At 49.0% G+C, this 25,778-nt stretch carries 21 protein-coding genes; 15 read left to right on the top strand and 6 right to left on the bottom strand.

The features are described 5' to 3' along the window. Positions 1 to 97 precede the first annotated feature (97 nt). The 9 genes from FHW36_RS15765 (at position 98) to FHW36_RS15805 (ending at position 14,623) form a co-directional block, all read left to right on the top strand. Entirely contained in the window at positions 98 to 1,072 is a 975-nt protein-coding gene (locus tag FHW36_RS15765; RefSeq protein WP_145670527.1) for a hypothetical protein, read from the top strand. 218 nt (positions 1,073 to 1,290) lie between these two features. After that, a complete protein-coding gene (locus tag FHW36_RS15770; RefSeq protein ID WP_145670528.1) occupies positions 1,291 to 1,902 on the top strand; it encodes a sterol desaturase family protein in 612 nt (203 codons plus the stop codon). A gap of 37 nt (positions 1,903 to 1,939) precedes the next feature. Further along, on the top strand, positions 1,940 to 3,109 hold the full coding sequence (locus FHW36_RS15775) for a DUF4185 domain-containing protein (protein WP_145670529.1): 1,170 nt from the start codon (positions 1,940 to 1,942) through the stop codon (positions 3,107 to 3,109). A 168-nt stretch (positions 3,110 to 3,277) separates the two neighbouring features. Continuing rightward, entirely contained in the window at positions 3,278 to 6,505 is a 3,228-nt protein-coding gene (locus FHW36_RS15780; protein ID WP_145670530.1) for a S41 family peptidase, read from the top strand. 120 nt (positions 6,506 to 6,625) lie between these two features. Further along, positions 6,626 to 7,309 carry a response regulator transcription factor gene (locus FHW36_RS15785; RefSeq protein ID WP_145670531.1) on the top strand — a complete coding sequence of 228 codons (684 nt, stop codon included), beginning with the start codon at positions 6,626 to 6,628 and terminating at the stop codon, positions 7,307 to 7,309. Next, positions 7,306 to 8,625 (top strand): sensor histidine kinase, encoded by a 1,320-nt coding sequence (locus FHW36_RS15790; protein ID WP_145670532.1) that lies wholly within the window; start codon positions 7,306 to 7,308, stop codon positions 8,623 to 8,625. The genes FHW36_RS15785 and FHW36_RS15790 overlap by 4 nt, the downstream gene beginning before the upstream one ends. Before the next feature lie 120 nt (positions 8,626 to 8,745). After that, positions 8,746 to 10,128, top strand: coding sequence for a TolC family protein (locus tag FHW36_RS15795; RefSeq protein WP_145670533.1), 1,383 nt, complete (start codon positions 8,746 to 8,748; stop codon positions 10,126 to 10,128). A gap of 54 nt (positions 10,129 to 10,182) precedes the next feature. Then, positions 10,183 to 13,458 carry an efflux RND transporter permease subunit gene (locus FHW36_RS15800; RefSeq protein ID WP_145670534.1) on the top strand — a complete coding sequence of 1,092 codons (3,276 nt, stop codon included), beginning with the start codon at positions 10,183 to 10,185 and terminating at the stop codon, positions 13,456 to 13,458. 43 nt (positions 13,459 to 13,501) lie between these two features. Beyond that, on the top strand, positions 13,502 to 14,623 hold the full coding sequence (locus FHW36_RS15805; RefSeq protein ID WP_145670535.1) for an efflux RND transporter periplasmic adaptor subunit: 1,122 nt from the start codon (positions 13,502 to 13,504) through the stop codon (positions 14,621 to 14,623). Between the two features lie 53 nt (positions 14,624 to 14,676). On the opposite strand, the gene FHW36_RS15810 is transcribed toward FHW36_RS15805, so the two are convergent. After that, complete coding sequence (locus FHW36_RS15810; RefSeq protein ID WP_145670536.1) at positions 14,677 to 15,516, bottom strand: sugar phosphate isomerase/epimerase family protein; 840 nt, start codon at positions 15,514 to 15,516, stop codon at positions 14,677 to 14,679. A 172-nt stretch (positions 15,517 to 15,688) separates the two neighbouring features. On the opposite strand from FHW36_RS15810, the gene FHW36_RS15815 reads away from it, so the two are divergent. Then, positions 15,689 to 16,420 (top strand): DUF481 domain-containing protein, encoded by a 732-nt coding sequence (locus tag FHW36_RS15815; protein WP_145670537.1) that lies wholly within the window; start codon positions 15,689 to 15,691, stop codon positions 16,418 to 16,420. A 152-nt stretch (positions 16,421 to 16,572) separates the two neighbouring features. Here FHW36_RS15815 and msrB read toward each other — a convergent pair whose 3' ends face one another. The 4 genes from msrB to FHW36_RS15835 all read right to left on the bottom strand — a co-directional run bounded on the left by msrB (position 16,573) and on the right by FHW36_RS15835 (position 18,794). Further along, the gene (msrB, locus tag FHW36_RS15820; protein ID WP_145670538.1) at positions 16,573 to 17,091 is read right to left on the bottom strand and encodes a peptide-methionine (R)-S-oxide reductase MsrB; all 519 of its coding nucleotides are present in this window, start codon (positions 17,089 to 17,091) and stop codon (positions 16,573 to 16,575) included. A 124-nt stretch (positions 17,092 to 17,215) separates the two neighbouring features. Beyond that, a complete protein-coding gene (locus tag FHW36_RS15825; protein ID WP_186452477.1) occupies positions 17,216 to 17,599 on the bottom strand; it encodes a DUF302 domain-containing protein in 384 nt (127 codons plus the stop codon). Continuing rightward, positions 17,586 to 18,146, bottom strand: a complete 561-nt coding sequence (locus tag FHW36_RS15830; RefSeq protein ID WP_145670540.1) for a carboxymuconolactone decarboxylase family protein — start codon at positions 18,144 to 18,146, stop codon at positions 17,586 to 17,588. The genes FHW36_RS15825 and FHW36_RS15830 overlap by 14 nt, the downstream gene beginning before the upstream one ends. 75 nt (positions 18,147 to 18,221) lie before the next feature. Beyond that, entirely contained in the window at positions 18,222 to 18,794 is a 573-nt protein-coding gene (locus FHW36_RS15835) for a TetR/AcrR family transcriptional regulator (protein ID WP_145670541.1), read from the bottom strand. A 108-nt stretch (positions 18,795 to 18,902) separates the two neighbouring features. On the opposite strand from FHW36_RS15835, the gene FHW36_RS15840 reads away from it, so the two are divergent. The 3 genes from FHW36_RS15840 (at position 18,903) to FHW36_RS15850 (ending at position 22,410) form a co-directional block, all read left to right on the top strand. Further along, a complete protein-coding gene (locus FHW36_RS15840; protein ID WP_145670542.1) occupies positions 18,903 to 20,033 on the top strand; it encodes a lactonase family protein in 1,131 nt (376 codons plus the stop codon). 168 nt (positions 20,034 to 20,201) lie between these two features. Further along, a complete protein-coding gene (locus FHW36_RS15845) occupies positions 20,202 to 21,275 on the top strand; it encodes a glycosyltransferase family 4 protein (RefSeq protein WP_145670543.1) in 1,074 nt (357 codons plus the stop codon). A 10-nt stretch (positions 21,276 to 21,285) separates the two neighbouring features. After that, positions 21,286 to 22,410 carry a glycosyltransferase family 4 protein gene (locus FHW36_RS15850; RefSeq protein WP_145670544.1) on the top strand — a complete coding sequence of 375 codons (1,125 nt, stop codon included), beginning with the start codon at positions 21,286 to 21,288 and terminating at the stop codon, positions 22,408 to 22,410. Here the strand turns inward: FHW36_RS15850 and FHW36_RS15855 are convergent. Further along, complete coding sequence (locus FHW36_RS15855) at positions 22,349 to 23,410, bottom strand: glycosyltransferase family 2 protein (RefSeq protein ID WP_145670545.1); 1,062 nt, start codon at positions 23,408 to 23,410, stop codon at positions 22,349 to 22,351. The two genes, FHW36_RS15850 and FHW36_RS15855, sit on opposite strands and share 62 nt — an antisense overlap. 130 nt (positions 23,411 to 23,540) lie before the next feature. On the opposite strand from FHW36_RS15855, the gene FHW36_RS15860 reads away from it, so the two are divergent. Continuing rightward, a complete protein-coding gene (locus tag FHW36_RS15860) occupies positions 23,541 to 24,593 on the top strand; it encodes a serine hydrolase domain-containing protein (protein ID WP_145670546.1) in 1,053 nt (350 codons plus the stop codon). Between the two features lie 18 nt (positions 24,594 to 24,611). Further along, positions 24,612 to 25,769: an SGNH/GDSL hydrolase family protein gene (locus FHW36_RS15865; protein WP_145670547.1), complete on the top strand. Its 1,158-nt coding sequence runs from the start codon at positions 24,612 to 24,614 to the stop codon at positions 25,767 to 25,769. The last annotated feature ends 9 nt before the right edge of the window (positions 25,770 to 25,778 follow it).

Raw genomic sequence — 25,778 nt, forward strand, 5'->3', positions numbered from 1 at the left:
GGTGCAGCAATTTGATACAGATATTGACTTAACCATTGGATGATTATTATATTTGTTAACCTGTCATTTTAACCCGGAAAAAATTCAAAGAACCTCTATGAAACTTATTACTACTACAGGGATTTTCCTCCTGTTTTTCCTGAATATTCTTGCGCAGGAAAGCTTACAAACTGTCACACAACGGGGGGATAGCACTACCGTTCGTACACGTCTTCAAAAAGGTGCATTAATAACAAATAGCAACCTGGTGGTGGATGGCGGAACGATGAATTATAATGATCCGCTTGTTGTAAAAGGCAACCTGGATGGAGCTGCGCTCATTCGGTCAAATGGAGCCGACCGCTGGGATGTAAGCAGGGATGTTTATGAAGCAGACAACTATGCCGGCACTTCTTCTTCTCTGTTGTTTAACTATGGTAATTCCGGTATTCCTTACTTTCGCCGGGATGGACATGATTTTACTATTATGAAGATATGGTCGCCGAGAGCCAATAAGAATGCCTATGAAGCTACGCTCGCCCTGGTGAACGGCGACAATGAAGAGGAGATAATGGATATCTATAACATGAGCTATCCACAGAATCACTCCTTTGGGATCAGGTTGCAGAAAAGATATAGCGCGCAGTATAAGCCGTTCTTTTTCGAATACAGTGATGGCACGGTTACTTATCCGGTAATGAAGCTGGCTCCAGATTCCTCCGCTGCCTTTTATGGCAATGTGGGTATTGGAACAACAGATACCAAGGGATATAAACTGGCCGTGGCGGGAGCAATTGTATCCGAAGCTGTCAAGGTGAAGCAGAAGAACAATTGGCCCGATTTTGTTTTTAAGCCTGCTTACCATCTTGCTTCACTTCAGGAGGTGGAGAACTACATAAAGACATATGAGCATTTGCCTGATATGCCGGCTGCCAAAGATGTGGAAAGTAATGGATTGGATTTGGGAGAAATGAATAGAAAATTGTTACAGAAAGTAGAAGAGCTAACGTTGTACCTGATTGAGCAGAACAAAATAATACAAGAACAGGATAAAAGGATCAGGGAGCTCGCTGCAGAGATAAAGAGAAAATAAATCCGGATTGGATGGTTCGAACAAAGCCGCAATAGCCGTAATAAAAAGTAATCAACGCCCGGTTTAAAGCATGTCAAAGCCGTGTATAGTGTATGCCAGGTGCAATCACAACTAACTCCCTCATTCCCTCAACTCAACCCCCTTTTTCGCTGGTTCATGCCAATTTTCATGGCCATTCCCCGCCATCCTTCCAATTTTGCGAACTAATACCCATTCGCATGAAGTTCAAAAAAGTGCACAACAAAGGACAGGCACAGATTTTTGCCAACCGCTACCTGGAGTTATTAACGAAAACCCATCCCATCGTTATTTTTGGTATGTACCTACCTGTGATCGGGTATATGCTCTACTATGGCTATACCAGCTTACAGTACTCCCTCTTGCGCATTGCGCTAATTTACTCAATGGCCGTTTTAGCCTGGTCGCTTTTCGAATACGTAGCTCACCGCTTCATTTTTCACTGGGTGAGCGAAAATCCCATGGCCAGGAAGATTACCTATACGCTGCATGGCAACCACCATGAATACCCGCGCGATAGGCAGCGTTTGTTTATGCCGCCGGTGCCCAGCGTCATTATCTCATCTTTCCTTTTAGCGGTCTTTTACCTGTTGATGGGTAGTAATGCTTTCGTGTTTTTTCCCGGATTTATATCGGGCTACCTGGCGTATGGCAGTATACATTACGCTATCCACGCCTGGGCACCGCCGTTTAAATGGCTGAAGCCCCTGTGGCGCAATCATCACCTGCATCATTATAAAGACGATGCCCTGGGCTTTGGCGTAAGCTCTACGCTGTGGGATCGTGTGTTCGGGACGATGTTTCATTCATAATGCATGCACCAAAAATATTTTCTATCTTACCAGCTGTATGCTTACCTTCCTCACCTTATTTTGCTGTAGCTGGTGTTCGCCCATGACTAACGATAGTATTCCTTCGTTAAACCAGCTGAATTATACAGTAGAAAGAGCCCTCGACTGGGATAGCCTTTTTATCCGCAATAGTGGCTGGTTTGGGGGAGATGGTATTTTCACGATTCCTTTCAATGGTGTTGATACGCCACACGAGGGGGATAGTACGCTCATTGTGTTCAGTGATACCATGGCAGGTGATATCCGCGATGGTCAGCTGCAACCGGGTTTTTCCATGATTCATAATTCGGTGGCCGTGCTGAAAGGCAAGGAACCGCTAAAAGAAAACATCCATTTCTACTGGAACACCGATAACCATCACGCGCCGGCAACGCTATTTGAACCACGTACGCCCGCCGCGGGGAAAGCCGACTATTACTGGCTGGGCGATGGGTTTGTGAATACCGCCCCGCACCACAACATCTATATCTTCGCTTACCGCATCCGTAATGTCAGCGATAAGGATTTTGGCTTTGAAGAAGTGGGAAATGCCCTGTTGGTATTGCCGGCGCATAGTCGCCCGCCATATACGGCGCAGCGGCAGCTGGATACCCCTTTTTTCCTGGCGGCCGACAGCACCACTGGCAGCGGCTCTTTTGGCGCCGGTATTTTCGTGAACACCAAAGCCGCCGGCGCGCCTCATCCGGATGGCTATGTATATGTATACGGGGTGAAAGGGACACAGAAAGCCGTGATGGTAGCCCGGGTATTGCCCGCCGATTTCGAAAATTTCGGGAGATGGCGCTTTTGGGATGGGCAGCAATGGGTACCCAATATCCGCCACGCGGCCACCATTGCTAACCGCGCTTCCAATGAATTAAGCGTCACCCCGCTGAAAGACGGGCGCTATGCCCTCATCTTCCAGGTAGATGGCATAGGAACGGCCGTGGGGCTTCGCCTGGGGGCCAGTCCCGCCGGCCCATTCGGCCCCGTCATCAAAATATGGGAGTGCCCGGAAGTAAAGGAAAACAAACACTTTTTTGTGTATAACGCCAAGGCACATCCGCATTTATCCCGGCCGGGAGAACTGCTGATCAGCTATAATGTCAACTCATTCGATTTCCTCCATGAGCTGCCGGCATCTCCTCATCTTTATCGCCCGCGCTTTATCCGCCTTATTCTCCACTGATCACATGATAAGTAGCGTTGCCGGCACAGGAAACATCCGCCGTGGTAGCGTTCCGCGCTTCGCTTTCCACCACTTGTCAATATCGCCTTTGAAGAAAGCCCTACCTTTCTTATCTTGGCTGATCAGCTTTTATAGCTGCTCCAAACAACAAATATCTATTCGGTGCTTATGAAGAGATTATTAGCCAGTTGTGCTGCCCTGCTGTTGGCAGCCATGTCCCATGCCCAGGAAAATGCCCTGTGGTTGAGAAATCCATCCATTTCCCCCGACGGCAAAACGATTGCCTTTGGGTATAAAGGAGATATTTACCGGGTAGATGCGAATGGCGGCGTAGCCGTGCCACTCACCATCCACGAAGCCCATGATATGATGCCGGTATGGAGCCACGATGGCAAATATATTGCCTTTGCGAGCGACCGGTACGGCAACTTCGACGTATTTGTGATGCCCGCTACCGGCGGTACGCCCGTACGGCTCACCAGCAACAGCGCAGGCGATTTTCCCTACGATTTTACAGCCGACAATAAACAGGTACTTTTCGGCAGCGCCCGGAATGCACCAGCATCCAGCATCCGCTTCCCGTACCGCCTGTTCCGGAATATGTATACCGTGCCCGTTACCGGTGGTCGCGCTACCCTGATCAGCGCCGCCGGCGCCGACGTGGCACACTATAATAAAACAGGCGATAAGATCATCTTCCAGGACAGAAAGGGATATGAAGACCCCATGCGTAAGCACCACGTATCATCCGTTACCCGCGACATCTGGGTAATGGATGTGGCCAAAGGTAGCTATGAAAAAGTGTCTGCCTTTGAAGGAGAAGACCGGGAACCGGTATTCGGCAATGGCAACGATATCTATTACCTGTCTGAAAAAGGGGGAGTTTCCCAGAACCTGTTCAAAGGCTCACTGTCAGATAAAAACAGCCTGCAACAGCTGACCCACTTTACCAAACACCCGGTGCGCAACCTGTCTAAGTCTGATAACAACACCTGCTGTTTTACCTATAACGGGGAAATATATACGCTGAAAGACGGGGAACAACCCCGTAAACTCGAAGTAAATATTTTCAACGACGGCCGTGCGGCTACCGTAAAAAATGTACCGGTAAGCGGCAATATCACCGAGTTTGCCATGAGCCCCGACGGAAAGGAAATGGCGTTCATCGCCAGGGGAGAAGTGTTTGTGGCCAGCGTAGATGGCAACTTCACCAAACGCATTACCAACACGCCCCAGCAGGAACGTATGGTGGCCTGGTCGCCCGACGGAAAGAAACTGGTATACGCCGCAGAACGCAACGGCAACTGGGATATCTACCAAACCACCAAAGTGCGTAAGGAAGAACCTTATTTCTTTACAGCTACTTTGCTGAAAGAAGAACCGGTCATCGCTACCGATGCAGAAGAATTCCAGCCGGTATTTTCTCCCGATGGCAAAGAAATTGCCTACGTGGAAAACCGGAATGTACTGAAAGTGTTCAATATCGCAGCCGGCAAAAGTCGCACGATACTGCCCGAAGGGCATAATCATTCTTATTCCGACGGCGACTGGAGCTTTGCCTGGAGCCCGGATGGCAAATGGATCGTAACAGACGATTCGCAAGGATATTTCTTTATGAACAATGCCGCACTGATCCCCGTGGATGGTAAAGGCAAACCGTTTTACCCGGTGAACAGCGGCTTTGGCGAAGGAAACTGCAAATGGTCAGATGATGGAAAGATCCTCACCTGGACCAGCAGCCGCGAAGGACGTAAGTCCCTCGCCAAGCAAGGTAGCCGGGAAGTAGATGTATACGCTGTTTTCTTCGATCAGCCAACGTATGATAAGTTCAAGCTATCGAAAGATGAATTCAATCTGCTGAAAGACAAAGAAGCTGCGGAATCTAAAACCACAAAGGATTCCACGGCAAAAACAAAAGATACTGCCAGCAAAAAGACTTTCACACCCGACTTTACCAACCTGGAAAACAGGAAGATAAAGCTCACCATCAACAGCGCATCTATCGGTGATTATGTGCTGAATAAAGATGCCTCCAAACTGTTCTACATGGCCGCTTTTGAAAAAGGGTACGACCTGTGGGTAACAGAACCCAGGACCGGTGAAACAAAGATCCTGGCTAAAATGGGCGGTACCCCGGGTAGTATTGAACTGAGCAAAGATGGCAACTCCCTCTTTGTCAGCAACCGCGGTAGCGTGGTAAAGGTAGACGCCAGCAGTGGTAAGATCACGCCGGTAAGCATCAATACGGAACTGTCGCTGAACCAGGAAGAAGAACGTAAATATATTTTCTGGCATGCCTGGAAACAGGTAAAGGAGAAGTTTTACGATCCTACTCTCCGGAATATGGATTGGAAGATGTATGGCGACAATTACGCCCGCTTCCTGCCTTATATCAGCAATAACTACGACTTTGAAGAATTGCTGAGCGAACTGCTGGGAGAACTGAATGGTTCCCATACCGGTGGCCGTTATTCACCACAGCCAGTCAACGGCGATAATACCGCTTCTTTAGGACTGCTGTACGATGAAACCAGTCGTGCCGACGGCCTGCAGGTCGACGCTGTGATTGCAGGTGGTCCTTTCGACAAAGCTGCGAGCAAACTAAGAAAAGGTGACATCATTGAAAAAATTGATGGTAACGCCATCAATGATAAAAGTGACTGGGCCACATTATTGAACCGCAAAGCCGGCAACAATATCCTGGTGAGCATTTACAACCCCAATACCAAAGTGCGCTGGGATGAAACCGTGAAGCCTATTTCTGGTGGCGAAGAAAATACGTTGATGTATAAACGTTGGGTAGCCGCTATGCGTGCAATGGTCGATAAGCTCAGCAACGGGCAGGTTGGCTATGTACACGTACAGGGTATGAACGATGCCAGCTATCGCTCTGTATATGACGAAGTAATGGGGCAGAACCGTGATAAAAAGGCGCTGATTGTAGACACCCGCTTTAATGGCGGCGGATGGCTGCACGATGACCTGTACAACTTCCTTAGCGGTAAAAAATACCTGGAGTTTGCGCCCCAGGGCGATCGCCTGAAGGGTGGCGAGCCTTCCGGTCAGTGGCAGGCTCCCAGCTGTGTGCTGATGAGCGAAGGCAACTACAGCGATGCCTTTATCTTCCCTTACGTATACAAACAAGGCAACATCGGGAAATTAATCGGTATGCCGGTACCCGGCACCGGTACCGCCGTATGGTGGGAAACCCAGATAGATCCTACGATGGTATTCGGTATCCCGATGGTAGGTACTATCGGCAAGGAAGGACGTCCTACCGAAAACCTGCAGATAGAACCCGATATCCGGGTACCGCTGCGCTACGAGGAGTTCCTGCAGGGTAAAGATGCCCAGCTGGAAGCCGCCGTAAAGGAAATGTTACAGGAAATAAAATAGTAGAATGATAGATTAAGATAAGGCCTCTGCAGCGGTATGCTGTGGGGGCTTTCTTTTGCGCGCCAAAAACTTCAAAATTGCTTTAAATTTACCCCGCACCTTGCATACAGGTATGTTTTTATGAAAGTATTGATTGTAGAAGACAACAAGGAACTGGCCAGCGGTATATACGATTATCTCAACGGGGAGAAGTATATCTGCGAACTGGCCTATAACTTTGAGGCGGCCCGGGAAAAGCTTTCCCTTTTTACATACGACTGTATCCTGTTGGATATCATGCTGCCAGACGGTAATGGCCTGGAACTGCTGAAATTCATCCGCCAGGAAAATATCGCCAGCGGTGTACTCATTATTTCAGCCAAAGATGCCCTGGACGACAAGGTAAATGGACTGGAGGGCGGCGCCGACGACTATGTTACCAAGCCCTTCCATTTGCCGGAGCTCCATGCCCGGCTCCGGGCTATCTACCGGAGAAAGAAGCTGGAAGGCAATAACTTAGTAGTTTTCAATGAAATAGTACTGAATACAGATACCGTGGAGGCTATGATCAACAACACCCTGCTGGACGTTACCCGCAAGGAATTCGATCTGTTGTTGTACTTTGTGGTCAATAAGAACCGCGTACTTTCAAGGCAATCTATTGCTGCACATCTGTGGGGCGATTATACGGATAACCTGGCTAATTTCGACTTTGTATACCAACATGTAAAAAACCTGAGAAAGAAGATCAGTGCCGCAGAAGGAGTAGATTACATTGAAACGGTTTATGGCTTAGGCTATAAGTTTAATACGTCGAAGACATGAAATTACTGAATAAAATAACGCTCTGGTTTATCGGTATCGTGTTCCTGGTAACGCCCATTACCATGGTCATCTCCCGTAATAATATCAAAAAACACCTGGACCAGGCGGAAATAGAGCGCATGAAAGCGGTGAATGACCGCGTGGCCCAGCAACTACGGGCAGGAGAGAAGCCCGATCGCTATACCCATGGCCGCCCCATTGAAATAGCGGCCGTTCCTGGCCCCATTCCGGAAGGAAAGGTGGAAACCAAAAAAGACTACGCCGTAGCGGAAGACCTGGGACAGAAAGAATGCCGCATTACGGTCAACTCCTGGTACAAGGTAGGCAACCAATATTATAAAATATCTTCCTATAACTATGTGATCCGCTCGGAAGAAATCTTCCGCGGGATGCTGGGCGCCGTAGTATGGAAAATGCTGCTGATGATACTCACTGTGTCGATCACCGCCAGACTGCTGTCACGGAAGATATTTTCCCCGCTGCGCCACACCATGAAAGCCATTCACCGCTTCGACCTCAAAAAGAAAAAGAAGTTGCAACTACCGGAAACCAATACCACCGAATTCAAAGAGCTCAACGCTTTCCTCACTAAGATGACCGACAAGGCCGTGGAAGATTATGCCGCTGTGAAAGAGTTCAGTGAAAATGCGTCGCATGAGTTGCAAACACCGCTGGCCGTAATCCGCAGCAAAATTGAACTGCTCTCGGAAACCAATATCGACAGCGTACAGGCAGCGCTGATCGGTGATATGCAGAACGCGATCGAAAAATTATCGCATATCAACCGCTCGCTCATCCTGCTCACCAAACTGGAGAACCAGGAATTCAAAGTGTCTGAAAGTATTAAGTTCTGCCGCGTAGCGAAAGACGTGATGGCCACTTATGAAGACTGGATCACCATGCGGGAAATCAAACTCACCTCCAGCCTGGATAAGAACATACCACTCAGCATTCACCCTGCCCTGGCAGAAATGCTGATCAGCAACCTGTTGAGCAATGCCATCCGCCATAACCGCGATGGCGGGCAAATAAATGTATTGCTTACTGCCAGCGAATTATGCATCAGCAATACCGGGCTTCCTCCGCAGATACCCACCTGCGAGCTGTTTCAGCGCTTCAAGAAAAGTAACCAGAGCGCCGATAGTATAGGGCTGGGACTGGCCATCGTAAAACAGATCTGTGAAGTCAACAACTACACCGTGGTGTACGACTACGCCGATGGCTGGCACAGTATCCGGGTAAGTTTTTATGATAAAGAAGCGTTGTCGGTAAATGGCCAGGGGGCTTTATCCGGGGCGGATACGATGGCCGTGTAATATCCCTTCTCACAAAAAAATATGAATTTTATATTTTCCTTCAAGTTTACTTCAAAATGATGCAGTCATTTTGTGGTTGGATATCCCTCAGGATGTTTCAACTGTAAAATCTAATTATTCATGTGGAGTAAGAAACATTTGCTGTTGGCAGCAGTGCTGGTATCTTCAGGGTACCGTACCTATGCCCAACAGGTCTTTACCCTTAAACAGGCTATTGATACCGCTATTGCCAACTACGGCACTATCAAAGCCAAAGCCAGCTACACAGCCGCTTCCCGGGAGCAAGTATCCCAGGCCCGCCGCGATTACCTGCCCAACCTGAACCTATCAGCCCAACAGGATTACGGTACTATCAACGGGCAAAATGGCCCTATGTATGGATTTGGCGGACTTGCGGCAGCTTCGGCCGGACCGGCACTGGATCATCAGAATTGGAATGCCGCTTTCGGCGCATTATACCTTACTAATATTAACTGGGACTTCTTTGCCTTCGGCAGAGCCAAAGAAAAAGTAAAAACTGCATTAGCGGCCGCTACACAGAACGATAAAGATTGGCAACAAGAGATTTTTAAGCACAAAGTAAAAGTGGCGGCCACTTATTTAAACCTGGTGGCAGCGCAGCAGCTCACGCGCTCATACCAGGAAAACCTCGACAGGGCGGATACCATTCGCCGGGTAGTACGCACCCGCGTACTCAACGGTCTCATTGCCGGCGTCGATTCATCGCAGGCCAATGCCGAATATTCCAGCGCAAGAATTGCTCTCACAAAAGCGAAGGATTTTGAACAAACCCAAAGCAATGAGCTGGCACAACTCCTGGGCATTCCGCCACAGGAATTTACACTGGACACGACTTATATGTCGCGTATCCCCGCCATCCCTTCAGATACCTTCACCCTGGAAAATCACCCGGTACTGCAATGGTATAAAAGCCGGATTGCCCTGAGCGATGAACAATCGAAATACGCTAAAACCTTTTACTACCCTGCGTTTACATTGGTAGGCGTATTGCAGACCAGGGGCTCTGGTTTTGGCGCCGGCTATATCGCTAATCAAAACGATTATTCGCACGGCTACTGGGATGGGGTGAATCCTACCCGCACCAACTACCTGTTGGGATTAGGCGTTACCTGGAACATTACCCAGCCTTTCCGCATTTCGCGGCAGGTAAGGTCGCAACAGCAGATCAGCAAAGGATTACAATACGAATATGAATTGGCCAATCAGCAAATTCACGCACAACTCGATCTCTCAGATAAGAAAATAAAGAATGCGCTCGACAACTACCGCGAAGTACCGGTGCAGGTGAAAGCCGCTTCTGATGCCTATCTCCAGAAATCGGTGTTGTATAAAAACGGGTTAACCAACCTGGTGGACGTTACCCAGGCCTTATATGTGCTTATCAGGGCGGAAACAGACAAAGACATTGCCTATAGCAACGTATGGCAGGCATTGCTGCTGAAAGCCGCTGCTGCAGGTGATTTTAGCATATTTGAGAATTGACGCTTTCGTTAAACGGACGCCCTTCAGGGCTTTATTTATCAACTTATCATTACTATGAACTTAATCAGTTTTGCATTAAAAAAACCTATTACTATCCTGGTGCTGGTGGCCGGCCTGTTCTTCTTTGGGATAAAAGCGGTGAATACGATTAAGATCGACATCTTCCCAAAGCTGGACATGCCGGTGATCTATGTATCCCACCCTTTTGGCGGATACACACCCAAGCAGATGGAGTCTTTCTTTGCTAAACAGTACATCAATATATTCCTGTTCGTAAATGGGGTAAAAAGTATCGAAACAAAGAACATCCAGGGGCTTACCCTGATGAAGATCAACTTCTATCCCGGCACCAACATGGCCCAGGCCGCAGCGGAGGTGAGCGCCTTTTCGAATAGGATTCAGGCCATCTTCCCTCCGGGTTCCAACCCACCATTTATCATCCGCTTCGATGCCTCTACCTTGCCGGTAGGACAGCTCGTACTCAGCAGCGATAAGCGTAATAACAACGAACTGCTCGACCTGGCCAACGTATACGTGCGTTCTTCCTTTACATCTATTCCCGGTTTGATTGGCTCTACGCCCTTCGGTGGTAATATGCGTACTGTGGTGATCAAAGCCGATCCAGAGCTGCTGCGCCAGCACAACATGACGCCCGATCAGCTGGTGGAAGCGCTGCGGCTCAACAACCAAACCGCCCCCTCCGGGAATGTGCGCATCGGCAACAATAACTATATCACACCCGCCAATACTACCATCCGTAATGTAAAGGACTTTGAAAATATACCCTTGTTTAAGGGAGATGTATCTAACCTCTACCTGCGCGATGTGGCTACTGTAGAAGATGGCGCCGACATTACCGCGGGCTATGCCCTGGTCAATGGCCGTCGCTCGGTATACCTGAGTATCGCCAAAAGTGCGGATGCTTCTACCTGGGAGGTGGTACAACGACTCAAAAAGGCATTGCCTAAAATGAAGGCGCAGCTGCCGGAAGATGTGAACCTGAGTTATGAGTTCGACCAGTCTACTTATGTGATCAACTCCGTAAAGAGCCTGCTCACAGAAGGTACGATAGGCGCTATTCTTACAGGGTTGATGGTGCTGTTGTTCCTCGGCGACCCAAGAGGGGCGCTGATTGTGATCCTTACCATTCCTACTTCTATTATTTCGGCGGTACTGTTCCTCAATCTCACCGGGCAAACCATCAATATCATGACCCTCAGCGGGTTGGCGCTGGCCATTGGTATCCTGGTAGATGAAAGTACGGTAACGATAGAAAATATTCACCAGCATCTTGATATGGGGAAACCCAAGGCCCTGGCTATCTGGGATGCCTGCCAGGAGATTGCGTTCCCTAAGTTGCTGATCCTGTTTTGTATCCTGGCGGTATTTGCACCGGCATTTACCATGGGCGGTATTCCAGGCTCCCTGTTCCTGCCGCTGGCGCTGGCCATCGGTTTCAGCATGATCATTTCTTATTTCCTGGCACAAACATTTGTGCCTATCATGGCCAACTGGATCATGAAGGTAAAACATCATAAAAAAGCAGATGGCCAGGAAATGACCGATGCAGAAGAGTTTGCTGCCGCAGGATTATCCGGGGAAAAAGACACCTGGGAGCAGAAGAAAGTATTGGTAGAAAGAGCAGACAGTAACCATGACGGAAAGATCAGCCGCTTTGAGCGCCTGCGCAACCGCTACCTGCGCTTCATTAGCCGGATGATGCCTTATCGCAAACCCATTGTGATCGGCTACCTGGTGATCGTATGCGGCGTAGTAGCATTGCTGCTGTCGGGCATCGGCAGGGATGTATTGCCCAAAGTGAACGGCAGCCAGTTCCAGGTGAGAATGCGGGTGCCGGACGGTACGCGTATTGAGCGCACGGAGGAACAAACCATGAAATTACTCGATGGCATCAACAATATCGTCGGGAAGGAAAATGTATCTATCACGTCGGCATATATAGGCATGCACCCCCAACTGTTTTCTACGGCGCCCATCTTCCTGTGGATGGCCGGTCCGCACGAAGCAGTATTGCAGGTGTCGCTGAACGAGCATTATAAAACCAACCTGGAACAACTGAAAGATAAGATCCGGGAAAAAGCCAGGGCGATTGATCCGCAGATGATGCTGTCGTTTGAGCCGATAGAGCTCACCGACAAGATCCTCAGCCAGGGATCGCCCACACCTATAGAGGTAAGGTTTTCTGGCCGCGACCGTAAGCTGAGCGAGCAGTATGCCCAGAAGTTGGTCGACCAGCTGAAACAGCTGTCCTATCTCCGCGATGTGCAGTTTGGTCAGTCTATTAAATATCCTTCTATCAACGTAAATATCGACCGTATCCGGGCCGCGCAGCTGGGCGTGGATGTAAGCGATGTAACCCGCTCCCTGATTGCGTCTACCTCTTCCTCCCGTTTAACGGAAAAAAATATATGGGTAGATGAAAAAGCGGGACTAAGCTATAACGTACAGGTACAGGTACCGGAAAATAAGATGAACAGCAAAGAGGAGATAGGGGAGATTCCTGTATTGAAGAATGCTTCCAGGCCCGTGCTGAGCGACGTAGCTACGTTATCGGTCGATACCACCTATGGCGAAGTAGATAACCTGGGCGCTATGCCGATGATGACCGTCACCGCCAACCTGAATAATAAAGATCTCGGCAGCGCTGCCGCCGGCGTAAAACAGGCTATTGCAGCGCTGGGACCATTGCCGCGGGGATTGAACGTAGAAATGATTGGACTCAGCACCACCCTCGGCGATACGCTCGATAGTTTACAGGGCGGATTGGTCATAGCCATCGTAGTGATTTTCCTGATGCTGGCGGCCAATTTCCAGTCGTTCAAAGTATCGGGTATTGTGTTGGCCACCGTGCCTGCAGTGTTGTTGGGCTCCCTCGCATTGCTGATGCTGTGCCGGTCTACCCTCAACCTGCAATCGTATATGGGCATGATCATGTCGGTAGGGGTATCCATTTCCAATGCGGTGTTACTGATTACCAATGCGGAGCAATTGAGAAAACACAATGGCGATGCTTTGTTATCTGCCACAGAAGCGGCTGCGCTGCGTTTACGCCCCATTGTAATGACTGCCCTGGCCATGGTGGTAGGTATGATACCGATGGCGAGTGGTATGGGAGAAGCCGGCGATCAGTCATCTCCCCTGGGTAGAGCTGTTATCGGGGGGCTCGTAGCTTCTACCTTTGCTGCCTTGTTTATATTACCTTTGGCATTTGCCTGGGGACAAGGGAAGGCCACTACACAAAGCGTATCGCTGCATCCGAGAGATGAAGAAAGTATTCACTACATTCCTTCAGAAGACGATAAGGCCTAATCAATCAATCATCATTCATCTAATTGCTATTAAAATATATTTTATGAACAGCGGTTTCCGTATCTCGATTTCTTTCCTGTTGCTGACAAGTATTGCCGTGGCATTGCACAGCTGCAGTGAATCCGGGGCCAAAGACGAAAAATCCGGCGCTGCCGCAGTGGCGCCGGCTCCTGCATTGTCCGCTTTCTCCCTGGAAAAAGGAGCCATCTCATCTTCTATACGTATTCCCGGGGAGCTGGTGGCTTTCCAGCAGGTGGACCTTTACGCCAAAGTAAACAGCTTTATCAAAAAACTATATGCCGATGTGGGTACGGAGGTGAGTGCCGGCCAGCTGCTGGTGACCATGGAAGCGCCTGAAATCAACTCACAGCTCTCCGGTGCGGAGTCGCGTTTAAAATCGCAGGAAGCAATTTATTTGTCGAGCAAAGCTACCTATGATCGCCTGTTGGAAACCAGCAAAACGCCTGGTACCGTATCGCAGAACGACCTGGATCTGGCCTTTGCCCGTCAGAAATCAGACCTGGCGCAGCTCGAGGCCGCCCGGGCTGCGCACCGCGAAGTAGGCGATAACCGCAATTACCTGGAAATACGCGCTCCCTTCAGTGGTGTGATCACCGCACGTAATGTAAGCGCCGGCGCTTATGTTGGCCCTTCTGGTAAAGGCTCTGAAATGCCCATCTTCACGTTGCAGGAACAAAAGAAACTGAGATTGGTAGTAAGTGTACCGGAAGCCTATACCAGCTACCTGGATAACCAGAGTGACGTGAAATTTACCGTGAAATCGCTCACGGGTAAGCAGTTTACCGGTAAGGTGATCCGCCTGGCCGGCGCCCTGGATCGCAAGCTCCGCTCACAGCATATCGAAATAGATGTAGCGAACAACGACAAAGCCCTGTTGCCCGGTATGGTGGCAGAAGTGGCCATTCCGCTTACAGGTAATGGCAACAACTTCCTGGTGCCTTCCAGCGCAGTGCTCAATTCATCGAAGGGTGTGTATGTGATCCGGGTAGAAAACAACAAAACAAAGTGGGTACCCGTTACCACAGGTCGCAGCGAAAGTGGTAAAACCGAAGTATTCGGTGATCTGAAAGAAGGAGATACGCTGATTACCACTGCTGGTGAAGAAGTGAGAGACAGCGCCGTAGCTAATGTACAATTGAAATAGTAGATAGTGATGAATGCAGGGACTGCCTGTTTATACAGGCGGTCCCTTTTTGTTTAACTATTGAGCGTATGGATCACGCCCCGGAAATAGCCCGCCGATTCGGCGATGCCCGGCAGCGGATCATTCATATCTTTTTCATATTCTATACTGCATACGCCCTGGTAATTGATTTTATCCAGTGCGGCCACCAGCTTTTTAAAATCGATCACGCCTCTGCCTAGTTCAATGGCTTTGCCATCTTTGGCGGCAGCGCTCACATCTTTGATATGCAGGTCGAAGATCCTGTTTTTATACGTCAGCACGGCTTTGTCGGGTGCTTCGCCTGCCCGGGTGGCATGGCCAATGTCCAGGCAGAGGCCCAGGCGCGGGTCCCGGTTTTTGATGAGGTCGTACGCGTTTTTAGGTCCGGGGTAGAGCGCATCCTCAGGTCCGTGGTTGTGAACGGCGAGCCGGATATTATAGGTTTTGATTTTCTCTTCCGTATAATCCAGTAAATCAGGGGTAGGTACGCCTACGATCAGCGGAACACCCACCCGTTTGGCATATTCGAAGGCCTCGTCTACTGCCTGCTTCGTTTTCATGTAAATAACACCTACGGCATATACGTTGATGCCGGCAGCGGAAAATTTCCCCAGCACCTCTTTGATCTTTTCCTCACTGCTATTGAGCGGCAGCTGAATGTCTTTCACCGAAATATTTTTGATATTCACCCGGTTCATGATAGCAATCGCCTGGTCGAGGTTGAATTTGGCAAAAGTATATCCGGCCATGCCCACCGGGAGCTGCACCTTATCCCGGCGGCCGGAAACCGCTGCGGTGGCTGCCAGTGGCCCCATGGTGGTAGCGGCCATGCCCAGGGCTGTTTGTAAAAGGAAATTTCTTCTTGTCGACATAAAAATGGTTGTTACGTAGTTTTACCAAAAGGAATACTGACCGCCTAAGATCTCTAAAATTTTTTATTTTTTCATGATCAATACCATTTTTCGGGATAACCGGGCAAGATAGGTTCAGGCACGTTAATTGCGGCCCGGGGCATCGCAGTTATATAACGCCTAAGCGAAGAATATGAAGAGATTAGTTTTACTCATGATGGCGCTTTTGAGCTATTGCAATACCATGGCCCAGTTCAGCGACTCTGTACACTATTATATCAAGTATGCCTCTACCGGGTCGGTAAATAGTACCCAGGATGGAAATGCTTACCTGCTCAATAACAACCTGGGCTTTAAGATCAGTAAAAAGAAAATAGTGCTGAACACGGCTGCCAGCTATGTATATGGCAAACAAAACCATAGTCAGACGAACAATGATGTGTCTGCCGTTACCGATTTTAGTGTATACCGGGGAGAGAAGAAAATTTACTACTGGGGACTAGCCAACTACGACAAGAGTTATTCCCTGAAGATCAACAACCGCTTCCAGGCCGGCGGCGGCGCCGCTTACGATGTCATCCATCGCCCCAATGCCACCCTCAATATCAGCGAAGGGATTATGTTTGAAGCCAGCGACCTGTTTTTGCAGGATACCATCCGCGACGTATATCAAACCGTCCGCAACTCGCTGCGGGTATCCTACAAATGGACTATCTGGAACATGGTGGTGCTGGAAGGCGCCAATTATCTGCAAAACTCGCTGACTAACGGCAACGACTATATTCTCAAGTGCAACAATGGCCTTTCTGTGAAGCTCCGTTCCTGGCTAAGCATTACCGCCGCCATGGTGTATAATAAAGTGAATCGTACTGATCGTGAAAACCTGCTGATGACATATGGGCTCACGGTGGAGAAGTTTTTTTAAGTGCCCTGCAATAGGGGGAAGCCGGCAAAGTAAGCCTGGACGATCCAATCGGTAAAATCTGCTTCCGGTTTTGCGAAGGCGCTTCCTGGATTAAAACAGGGAATATATTTTCACGCCAGGAACACAACATGCACCTGGCGTGAAATGAAACATTAATGTGCTCCCGGATCCGGCTCAAAATCGAGGGAAATGGAGTTCATGCAAAATCGTTTATGGGTAGGCGGTGGTCCGTCATCGAAGATATGCCCCAGGTGTGAGCCGCAACGTTCGCAAATTACTTCTGTGCGCTGCATGCCGTAGGAGTTATCAGACTTATAAATGACGCTGTTGGCTCTCAACGGCTCGAAGAAGCTTGGCCAGCCGCAGGAGCTGGCAAACTTGGCATCTGAGCGGAACAAAGGATTACCACATACAGCGCAGTAATAAGTGCCTTTTACATCGCTATCCCAGTATTTCCCGGTAAAGGCGCGTTCGGTAGCAGCCTCTCTCGCTACGGCATATAATTCCGGCGAAAGTACTTTCTTCCATTCTGCATTGGTGATATGCAGTTTCCGGGTGTCTGTCCGGGAATAAAAAGGATTGGGAACGGCAGGCGGCTGTTTGCTCTCGTTTTGGCTATGACAGGCAATCTGGCTGGCCAGGATCAGGGTGAGCAGAAATAATGTTTTCATCGCTGTTATGAACTACACGTGAACAAATATGATGATACAAATTTACCGCTTTATCTTCTTATTTGAGCGGCTGTACGGCGATTTACCCATCGCCTGTTCATTAGACGCAGCAAATGAAAAATCCTTACAACAATTCTTCCAGTAAGGCCGTTACCCGTTGCGATAATTCGCTGCCCAGCGTTTCCAGGCCGCTATAGCCCTGCAACTGCTGCAAAGGGTCGCTGTAGGTCACCGCGGTGGTATGGTCGGCCACTTCCCGCAGCACCAGCTTTAAGGGCACTTCTATAACGGCGGCTGGATCAGCCTGCAATAGTTGATGCATATAGACCGGGTGGAAGAAGAGCAGTTGCCGGATAGGGCCAATGACGATCTGGTGACTCGCTAATATGACCTGTGGATTGATCTCGTGCAGGAGCAGGAAGCCATTGTTAACGATGGCTTTCCTGGCGGCAGTCAATACCTGCTCAAATGGCTGGTCAATAACGATGTTGATTTTATCTGTTTTCATAGCTGTTGGCATTTGCGGGAGTAACTAAGGGCCAGTCTACTTCAGTACCGGCTACTACGTTGAGATAGTTGGTAAAAATATTACGTACTACGTTGGCAATGATTTCCAGTATTTCGCCATCGGTATAACCGGCATGGCGCAGCGGCGTTACGTCAGCGGTGGATAAATCGCCGGGGGTAGCCAATAGCTTTTGGGTGAATGCCATGCCGGCAGCCACTTTTGGATCGGTAGCTGTCAGCGCCCGGGCTTCGCGGATATCGGCTTCCGACAATCCTGCTTTGGCGCCGGTAAAGCTGTGGGCCGACAGGCAATAGGTACAACCATTATATTCTGCCGAAGCAATGGCAATTCTTTCTGCCATCGGGGCGCCCAGGCTGCCTTTACGCAGGGAGTTGCTGAATTGGGTGTAGGCCTCCAGTACGGCCGGGGAATGCGCCATTACGCTATACATGTTGGGAATGCGGCCCAGTTGGCGGTTTACCTGTTCTAATACACGGGTGGCTTCGTGGCTGGCTTCACTCAGTGGAAGCGCGGTAATAGTGCTCATAGTATTTGTTTTTTTATTATAGACCAATTTGTCTATTATTGATGAAAAAAATAACCCTTTGCAGGGTGGCATTTGTTACAACTTACTCAGCAAATGTTTGATCGTTTTTTTAGCGGCTTTCACGGGCCAAATATCCCGGAAAACCTTGGTTTCTACAATTGCTCCTTCAAACAGCAGGTAGATGGTATCTGCCCAGGTATCTGCAGCCGGATGTCCTTCCACCCCCGGAATAGCCAGCAGTAGCTGATGCAGGTAACGACGCAGTTTTCGCTTATGTTCGGCCACCTGCTGTTGCATTTCTTTATGGCTACCGCCAATTTCTGCCAGCATATTAATGAAGCGGCATCCGCGAAAGTCCTGCCGGGGCAGTTGCGTTTCCAGGAAATCGAACGGTGCCAGCAGCCTGTCCAACGGCGCTATTTTGGCCTCCACCACCGCTGTTACCGCCTGGAACCATTCCTGTCGCGCGGCCTTCAGGTAAGCCAATCCCAGCTCGTCTTTCGAGCCAAAGTGGCTGTATAGGCTCGCTTTGGCTACCCCCGCTTCCTCCAGCACCTGGTTAATGCCGGTGGCATTGTACCCCTGCTCGTAAAACAAGCGCGCCGCAGTGGCTAAAATCTTCTCTTTTGGATTACCTGGCCTTGCCATAACAGTACAAATGTAAAGACAAAAATAATAATAGACAAATTTGTCTATTATTATTTTTTAGAGAGATGAGTATCTTGTGGTTCACCTTCATGTCTAAAACATTTACCATTGGCACGTAAGTTATTTATTCTTGTTATCAGCACTATATTCAGCAGTTTTATTGCCAACGCCCAACAGTACTACCTGTTTGTAGGCAGTTATAACCGCGACAAAGCCAAAGAAGGCGTATATGTATACCGGTTCAACGGAAAAACGGGCGCCCTGGAACGCGTATCGGCGCTGGCAGGTATTCTTAATCCTTCGTTCCTGACGATTGCCCCTGGCGGTCAATATATCTACACCTGCTCAGAAGCGCAAACGCCCAATGTAGGCGGCGTTACCAGCCTGGCATTCGATAGCACCAGGGGACTACTTACTTTGCTGAGCCGGCAAGACAGCGGCGGCGACAACCCCGCCTATGTAGGCATAGATCCAAAGGGCAAATGGTTGATTTGTGCGAACTACAGCGGCGGAAGCCTGGGCATTTTTCCGCTGGGTGCAAATGGTCTCATTGCACCAGCAGCACAAATTATTCCCTTCAAAGATAGTAGTGTTACCAAGCGGCAAACATCCTCCCATATACATGCCGCCGTATTTGCGCCAGACGGGAAATATGCATTCTTTCCCGACCTGGGCGCCGATAAGATCAGGGCTTACCAGTTAAAACCAAACGCGTCACCGGTATTGCAGCCAGCTACGCCGGCCTATACGGCTACCATACCTGGCAGTGGTCCCCGGCACATCGTTTTTCATCAACGACTACCTTATGCCTATTGCATCGAGGAAATGGGAGGGATGGTATCTGTATACCGCTACCACGAAGGGAAACTGGATCGTGTACAACGGGTGAGCGCTCACCTCGATGATAAAGCGGAAGACTATAATGCCGCTGATATTCATATTTCCCCGGATGGATTATTTCTCTATGCTTCCACCCGCGAGTCGGCCAACACGATTTTCATTTACCAGGTTAACCAGCAAACCGGCCAGCTGAAACAGATCGGTAAAATACCCAGTGGTGGCGTACATCCACGTAACTTTGCCATCGATCCTACCGGCAATTTTGTGCTGGTGGCCAATCAACGGTCCAATAACATCGTAGTGTTTAAAAGAGATCAGCAAACAGGATTACTCTCGGCAACCGGTACCACCGTTTCCCTGCCCAACCCTTCGTCTTTGCAGCTACGGTTGTACCACTAGTCTCTGCCCGCTTTTAAGGGAAAATGACTTAGTTTTACAGCCTTATTTAAAAAACGATCACAACACTTGAAAAGGATACTCTATTTTTTTCCGTTGAATCCCGTTGAGAAAAAAGGGGGAAGTCAAACCCGTGCCCTACACCTGCTAAAGTATTTTAAAGCACGGGGCATGAAGGTGGATTTTATTACCAAGTCCGTTTGGGGACAATATACCCCGGAAACGGTGAAAGCCTTTGAAGATAGCGGTTTGGCAGAACACATATGGGTGCTGGACCGTAAACCGGTGAAAGGTAACCCCGTAAAATATTTCTTCACTTATAAGCTATGGCATATCTTATATGAAAGAAAACTGAAGCTGGTACCCGGATCGTTTCCCAATCATACCACGCTGAACCTGCGTCGTCAGTTCGATGCCATTCTGCGCCGTCAGCAGTACGATTATATCATTATCAGCTATGCTTACTGGGCCGATTTTATCCGCGATAACCCCCTGGTAGGAAATGCCGTTACCATTATAGATACGCATGACCTGCTGGCTTCCCAGCATCAGAACGACACGGGTTTTGATAAGGGCGCTGCCCTGGGAGATGAGTTACGCCGGCTGGCACAGTTTAACCAGGTATGGGCTATTTCACCCGAGGAAACCTACTTCTTCAGCCAGTTCCTCAAAGAAAAAGTGAAGTATATCCCGATGATTATGACGGCGCCGGCGCCCGTGAAAGAAACAGTGGAGAAAGATGTTGACCTGATTTATGTGGCATCGGATAATCCGCATAATTTACGTTCGGCCACCTGGTTTTTTAAAGAAGTATATCCATTACTGCCCACTAATATTCGGATCTGTGCGATAGGGGTGATTACTGCGCATATCAGTAAAGATTATCCCAACGTCACCCTGATCCCGTTTGTTGATGACCTGGATGCGTATTATCGCCGTGCCAGGGTGGCGCTATGTCCTATGCTCACGGGCACCGGCGTGAAAGTAAAAGTGGTGGAGGCCATGTCGCATGGTTTACCGGTGATCTGTTCGGAGCGAGGCCTGGATGGTCTCCCCGATAAAACCAGCAATGGTTGTCTCTCTGCCAACGATCCGCAAACATTTGCCGCGAATATACAGCGGGTATTATCAGATAAAGCATTGTATGAACAGCTGAGCCACCAGGGACAGGCTTATTTTCAACAGCATTTTTCCATAGAGAGCGGGTATCAGAAGCTCGACAAAGCGATGAGTATTGATCGCTAAAAGCAACCACATGAAACCAAAGAAAGCATGGTTAATATCGTTTAATGGTAAATCTTATGCCGGTGGCGTAGAGCGGGTGGTCTATTATCTCGATGAATATTTGCATAGCCGGGGTATTGAAACAAAACTGATCGACGAAGATTATCTCATTAACCACACTTTGTTTGGCCGGCTATTTAACCAGTTGTTCAAATACCGGCATTTCAAAAAGCGCAAGGCTATTTACCTCGCGCGGTATACGTCAGCCTTTCTTTGGTTAACCTGGCAACGGGGAAGAGTGGTGATTTCCCAGGGGGAGTCGGTACCTTTTTTTCCCGCCGATGTGGCCTTTATCCATGGAAGTTACCATTGTATGGAGGTAGCGTACGGGAGAACCGCACCTGGACTGAGCCGTATGGCAGCCTTACAGCAAAAGGCCTGTAAAATAGCCAGACAGATACTGGCCGTATCTGCCAGGGTAAAAGCAGACCTGGTACAGTACTACGAAACTGCGGCCGATAAAATTACGGTAGTCAACAATTGTGTAGATACCAGCAGGTTCCATCCTTTTGAAAAGCGGCAAACAGCTGTGCGTACGCTCTTGTATGTAGGCCGGATGGAAAGCGCCAAGGGAATGGACGTATTGCTGAAACTGGCGCCGGTAATTGAACAATCAGAACACTGGCAATTATTGATTGCCTGTAATCAATCGCCCAACAGCGCCTTGTTTAACGGGTTTACAAAAACCACGGTAAAAGAAGGGCTGCTGATAGACAACATTGCGAGAGAAGCTTACGCGCTAGGCGATTTGCTGATATTGCCATCTAAGTTTGAAGGATTTGAACTGGTTACACTCGAAGCGTTATCTGTAGGAATACCAGTAACAGGGAATAAAGTGGGAGCTATACAGGAGCTGAATGAGCGCGGATTTCCAGGTGTTTACCTGCTTCCGGATATGTCGGCCCCCGATGCAGGCACTTTGGCCTATTTTGATGAAATACTCCATGCCGCTGAAAGAACAAATCAACCGGAAACATTACATCAGCAAGTGACACAGGAATTCGGTATTGACCACTATTTTAAAAAGCTCGATGTTATTTTGGCGCCATTGTTTTTTCGTACCACCGAAAAAAGCGATGCGCCAACCGGGGACTGATGCCGCTGACCATGGCGCCGATGTTTAAAGCAACAATTCTTTTGCGATATGCCCGGTACAATCCTTTCCTGTCCAGGGTAAGATCGTGCCGGTGCTCTTTCAGTTGAGCAAAAAATATGGGCCACGCCTCCTGCTGTTGTCCATTACCTGCGGCGTATATTTCCATATATCCACCGTATTGCAGTATACGGGTGTTGTGATAGGCATAATAATAGCGCCGGTATTTTTCAAAGATATTTTTTGAGTGAAGGAATGCTTTCATTAACAGGTCGGCGCTATAAAAGCTAGAAATCTTGGCTGCATTCACCTGTTGTGAAGTAATGGAGTGCTGCAATACTTGTTTTTCCCGGACGAAATAGGCGTAAAAGGTATCCGTCAGGAACCTGATGTTACGGGAGGCATATACCGCTTCCAGCACAAAAGGTGAATCTTCAAAAGTGGATTGCCTGAAACGAATTGAATGCTCTTCTATCAGCGCCCGACGGTATAATTTCCCCCAGGCAGCGGTATTGAGTTTATCTTTCCGGTGCATGGCCTCGCTGAAGAAGCTAATAATATAATCGCTGTTGATAAAGCTCTCCGGCTCATATGTCCAGGGCTCTGCTTCCATGAGTGAATCGCCCTGCTGGTAAACCTTTCTGAAGCCGAAACAAACGATATCTGCCGCATGTGTTTGTGCTTCGTTGATACAGCGGGCTACCGTTTGGGGGTCTATCCAGTCATCGCCATCTACAAAAAGCACATAATCGCCATTGGCATGATCCAGCCCGTTATTCCGGGCAGGCCCCGGTCCGGCATTCTCCTGCGAAAGAATTTTTATTGCCGGATATTGTTGCTGCAAAGATTGAAGTATTGCCAGGGAATTGTCCGTAGAGCCATCATTAACAAATATTAGTTCGGTAGATGTATAAGTCTGATGCCTAAGCGACTCCATACAGCGCAACAGGTAGGGCGCTACATTATATACAGGAACTATAATACTCACTACTGGATTCGGCATATGTGTCTTATTATCAGTCAATGGCCGGTAAAGATAGCTGTTTTCATCCCCGGAACAATATTATTTACCCCTTACACGTTGGAAAAGCAACTATTTATTTATTAGTTTCACACCTACACTACACTGTTACATGAAAAGCATTACTATCTGTTTCTATGGCTGTTTAATAGCCCTGTTGCTGGCCAGCTGCAGCAAAAGTGAATCTCAAACCATGGTTACACAAGGGTACGGAGATATCGATAAAGTATTGATGGACTCCGTACCGGCCGTATTTGGCGGAAAGGCCTATGTAGCCATTCATGTAGATGGTAAAACCGTATATGCCAAGGGATTTGGCGGATATGACGGCGGTACCCGCCAGCTGATTGCCTCTTGCTCCAAATGGTTGTCGGCCGCCGTGTTAATGAGCCTGGTAGATGAAGGGAAAATTAAGCTGACGGACACTGTCGGCAAATTCCTGCCGGTATTTACCACTTATCACAAAGGAAATATTACTATCGCCCAGCTGTTTTCCCATACTTCCGGTTTCCCCGGTAACTCCACACAGGGATACGAATCGAATGTGCTGATCACGCTCACACAAGCGGCCGACCTGATCGCCAAAAATGTGGACTTGCTCAATCCTCCCGGCACTACCTTCTATTATGGAGGAGTGAGCATGCAGGTAGCGGGTCGCGTTTGTGAAGTGGCTTCCGGTATGGACTGGAAAACACTGGCAGCTAATAAAATATTCACGCCCTGCGGCATGACCAATACCGACTTCGGACTTACGGCCAACCCGCAGGTTGCTGGTGGCGCCCGCAGTACGCCCGACGACTATATGCGTTTTCTGGATATGCTCATGAACAAGGGTGTAACGGCCACGGGTATACGTGTGCTGAGTGAAGCCGCAGTAGACGCTATGGAGCAGAGCCAGACAAGTAATGTAACCGTAGCATATTCGCCTTACCCGCCAGCTATCATCAATACCAAAAATATCTACGGCATCGGCAACTGGCGCGATGTAACCGGCGCCGGCGATGTACTGATCGAAAACAGCAGTCCGGGCGCATTTGGCAGTCATCCCTGGATAAACCGGGGTAAGAAAATGACCGGGTTCGTATTTACTTTCATTGCCAGCAACGGCTACCTGGTTACCATGCCTACCTGTCTCAAAGTGAGGGGCCTGGCCAGAAGCAAATAGATTTAATCCACAGAAGGTATGATCAGAAAGTTGATATGGCTGTTACTCGGTATAGCCATCACCGTTACTATGCAGGCGCAGGACAAATACGTGACGTTTTATGGCCCGCTCAACAATGCCTGGTACCACATCCGGCACGATAAAAAAGCCACCGTTACTTTCCTCGGCGGCTCTATCACTAATATGAATGGCTGGCGCACTAAAGTATGCGATTACCTGGGCGCTGCTTATCCCGGCACGGCTTTTCGTTTTATCAATGCCGGCATTCCTTCGCTGGGCAGCCTGCCTCATTCTTTTCGCTTTGAAAATGATGTGCTGAAAAAAGGGACTACCGACCTGCTTTTTATAGAAGCTGCCGTTAATGACCGCGTAAACGGTACCAACGAACTTACGCAGCGCAGGGCCATGGAAGGCATTATCCGTCATGCACTGGCAGCCAACCCGCAGATGAATATCGTGCTGATGGCGTTTGTAGACGAAGATAAAATGGCCGATTATCACGCGGGGAAAGTGCCGGTGGAAGTACAGGTACATGAGGACCTGGCTAAGCAGTATCATCTGCCATTTGTCAACCTGGCCAAAGAAGTGACCGACCGTATCGACGCGCACGAGTTTACCTGGAAAGAAGACTTCAAAGACCTGCACCCGGCACCGTTTGGACAAACGCTCTATTTTAATACGATCAAACGCATGCTGGATACTGCTTTCAATCGCCCGGTTCCGAAACAGCTGACCAGCGCCGTACTGCCCAAAGCATCCGATCCGCTCAACTATGAGCATGGCGCATACGTAGATATCCACACCGCCACCAATAAAAACGGGTTTACGATCAACGAGTCCTGGGAACCTTCGGACAGAGTAGCTACCCGCGAGGGCTTTGTGAAAGTGCCTATGCTGGTATCTTCCTGCGCTCATGCGTCGGTAGACCTTCCTTTCACTGGCCGTACCGTGGGCATAGGTATTGTTTCCGGCCCTGATGCCGGTATTATCAGTTATAGCATCGACGGAGGCACGGTACAGCAGAAAGACCTGCGCACCCAATGGAGTAAAAGTCTTTACCTGCCCTGGTTCCTCATCCTGGGAGATGATCTGAAGCCAGGGAAACACGTATTGAAGATCGTTACCGGCGATGCGGCGGAGGTAACCAGGATCGTACATTTCCTGGTCAACAGATAGGAGCGGAGG

The organism is Chitinophaga polysaccharea (genome assembly GCF_007829335.1).
GTDB classification, from domain to species: domain Bacteria; phylum Bacteroidota; class Bacteroidia; order Chitinophagales; family Chitinophagaceae; genus Chitinophaga; species Chitinophaga polysaccharea_B.

What these genes read in the sequence shown, in the direction of transcription:
- FHW36_RS15790 (WP_145670532.1), top strand. Translation starts at nt 7,306, where the DNA reads ATGAAATTACTGAATAAAATAACGCTCTGGTTTATCGGTATCGTGTTC.
- FHW36_RS15780 (WP_145670530.1), top strand. Translation starts at nt 3,278, where the DNA reads ATGAAGAGATTATTAGCCAGTTGTGCTGCCCTGCTGTTGGCAGCCATG.
- FHW36_RS15795 (WP_145670533.1), top strand. Translation starts at nt 8,746, where the DNA reads ATGTGGAGTAAGAAACATTTGCTGTTGGCAGCAGTGCTGGTATCTTCA.
- FHW36_RS15765 (WP_145670527.1), top strand. Translation starts at nt 98, where the DNA reads ATGAAACTTATTACTACTACAGGGATTTTCCTCCTGTTTTTCCTGAAT.
- FHW36_RS15785 (WP_145670531.1), top strand. Translation starts at nt 6,626, where the DNA reads ATGAAAGTATTGATTGTAGAAGACAACAAGGAACTGGCCAGCGGTATA.
- FHW36_RS15810 (WP_145670536.1), bottom strand. Translation starts at nt 15,516, where the DNA reads ATGTCGACAAGAAGAAATTTCCTTTTACAAACAGCCCTGGGCATGGCC.
- FHW36_RS15845 (WP_145670543.1), top strand. Translation starts at nt 20,202, where the DNA reads ATGAAGGTGGATTTTATTACCAAGTCCGTTTGGGGACAATATACCCCG.
- FHW36_RS15865 (WP_145670547.1), top strand. Translation starts at nt 24,612, where the DNA reads ATGATCAGAAAGTTGATATGGCTGTTACTCGGTATAGCCATCACCGTT.
- FHW36_RS15805 (WP_145670535.1), top strand. Translation starts at nt 13,502, where the DNA reads ATGAACAGCGGTTTCCGTATCTCGATTTCTTTCCTGTTGCTGACAAGT.
- FHW36_RS15830 (WP_145670540.1), bottom strand. Translation starts at nt 18,146, where the DNA reads ATGAGCACTATTACCGCGCTTCCACTGAGTGAAGCCAGCCACGAAGCC.
- FHW36_RS15815 (WP_145670537.1), top strand. Translation starts at nt 15,689, where the DNA reads ATGAAGAGATTAGTTTTACTCATGATGGCGCTTTTGAGCTATTGCAAT.
- FHW36_RS15855 (WP_145670545.1), bottom strand. Translation starts at nt 23,410, where the DNA reads ATGCCGAATCCAGTAGTGAGTATTATAGTTCCTGTATATAATGTAGCG.
- FHW36_RS15770 (WP_145670528.1), top strand. Translation starts at nt 1,291, where the DNA reads ATGAAGTTCAAAAAAGTGCACAACAAAGGACAGGCACAGATTTTTGCC.
- msrB (WP_145670538.1), bottom strand. Translation starts at nt 17,091, where the DNA reads ATGAAAACATTATTTCTGCTCACCCTGATCCTGGCCAGCCAGATTGCC.
- FHW36_RS15860 (WP_145670546.1), top strand. Translation starts at nt 23,541, where the DNA reads ATGAAAAGCATTACTATCTGTTTCTATGGCTGTTTAATAGCCCTGTTG.
- FHW36_RS15775 (WP_145670529.1), top strand. Translation starts at nt 1,940, where the DNA reads ATGCTTACCTTCCTCACCTTATTTTGCTGTAGCTGGTGTTCGCCCATG.
- FHW36_RS15800 (WP_145670534.1), top strand. Translation starts at nt 10,183, where the DNA reads ATGAACTTAATCAGTTTTGCATTAAAAAAACCTATTACTATCCTGGTG.
- FHW36_RS15835 (WP_145670541.1), bottom strand. Translation starts at nt 18,794, where the DNA reads ATGGCAAGGCCAGGTAATCCAAAAGAGAAGATTTTAGCCACTGCGGCG.
- FHW36_RS15825 (WP_186452477.1), bottom strand. Translation starts at nt 17,599, where the DNA reads ATGAAAACAGATAAAATCAACATCGTTATTGACCAGCCATTTGAGCAG.
- FHW36_RS15850 (WP_145670544.1), top strand. Translation starts at nt 21,286, where the DNA reads ATGAAACCAAAGAAAGCATGGTTAATATCGTTTAATGGTAAATCTTAT.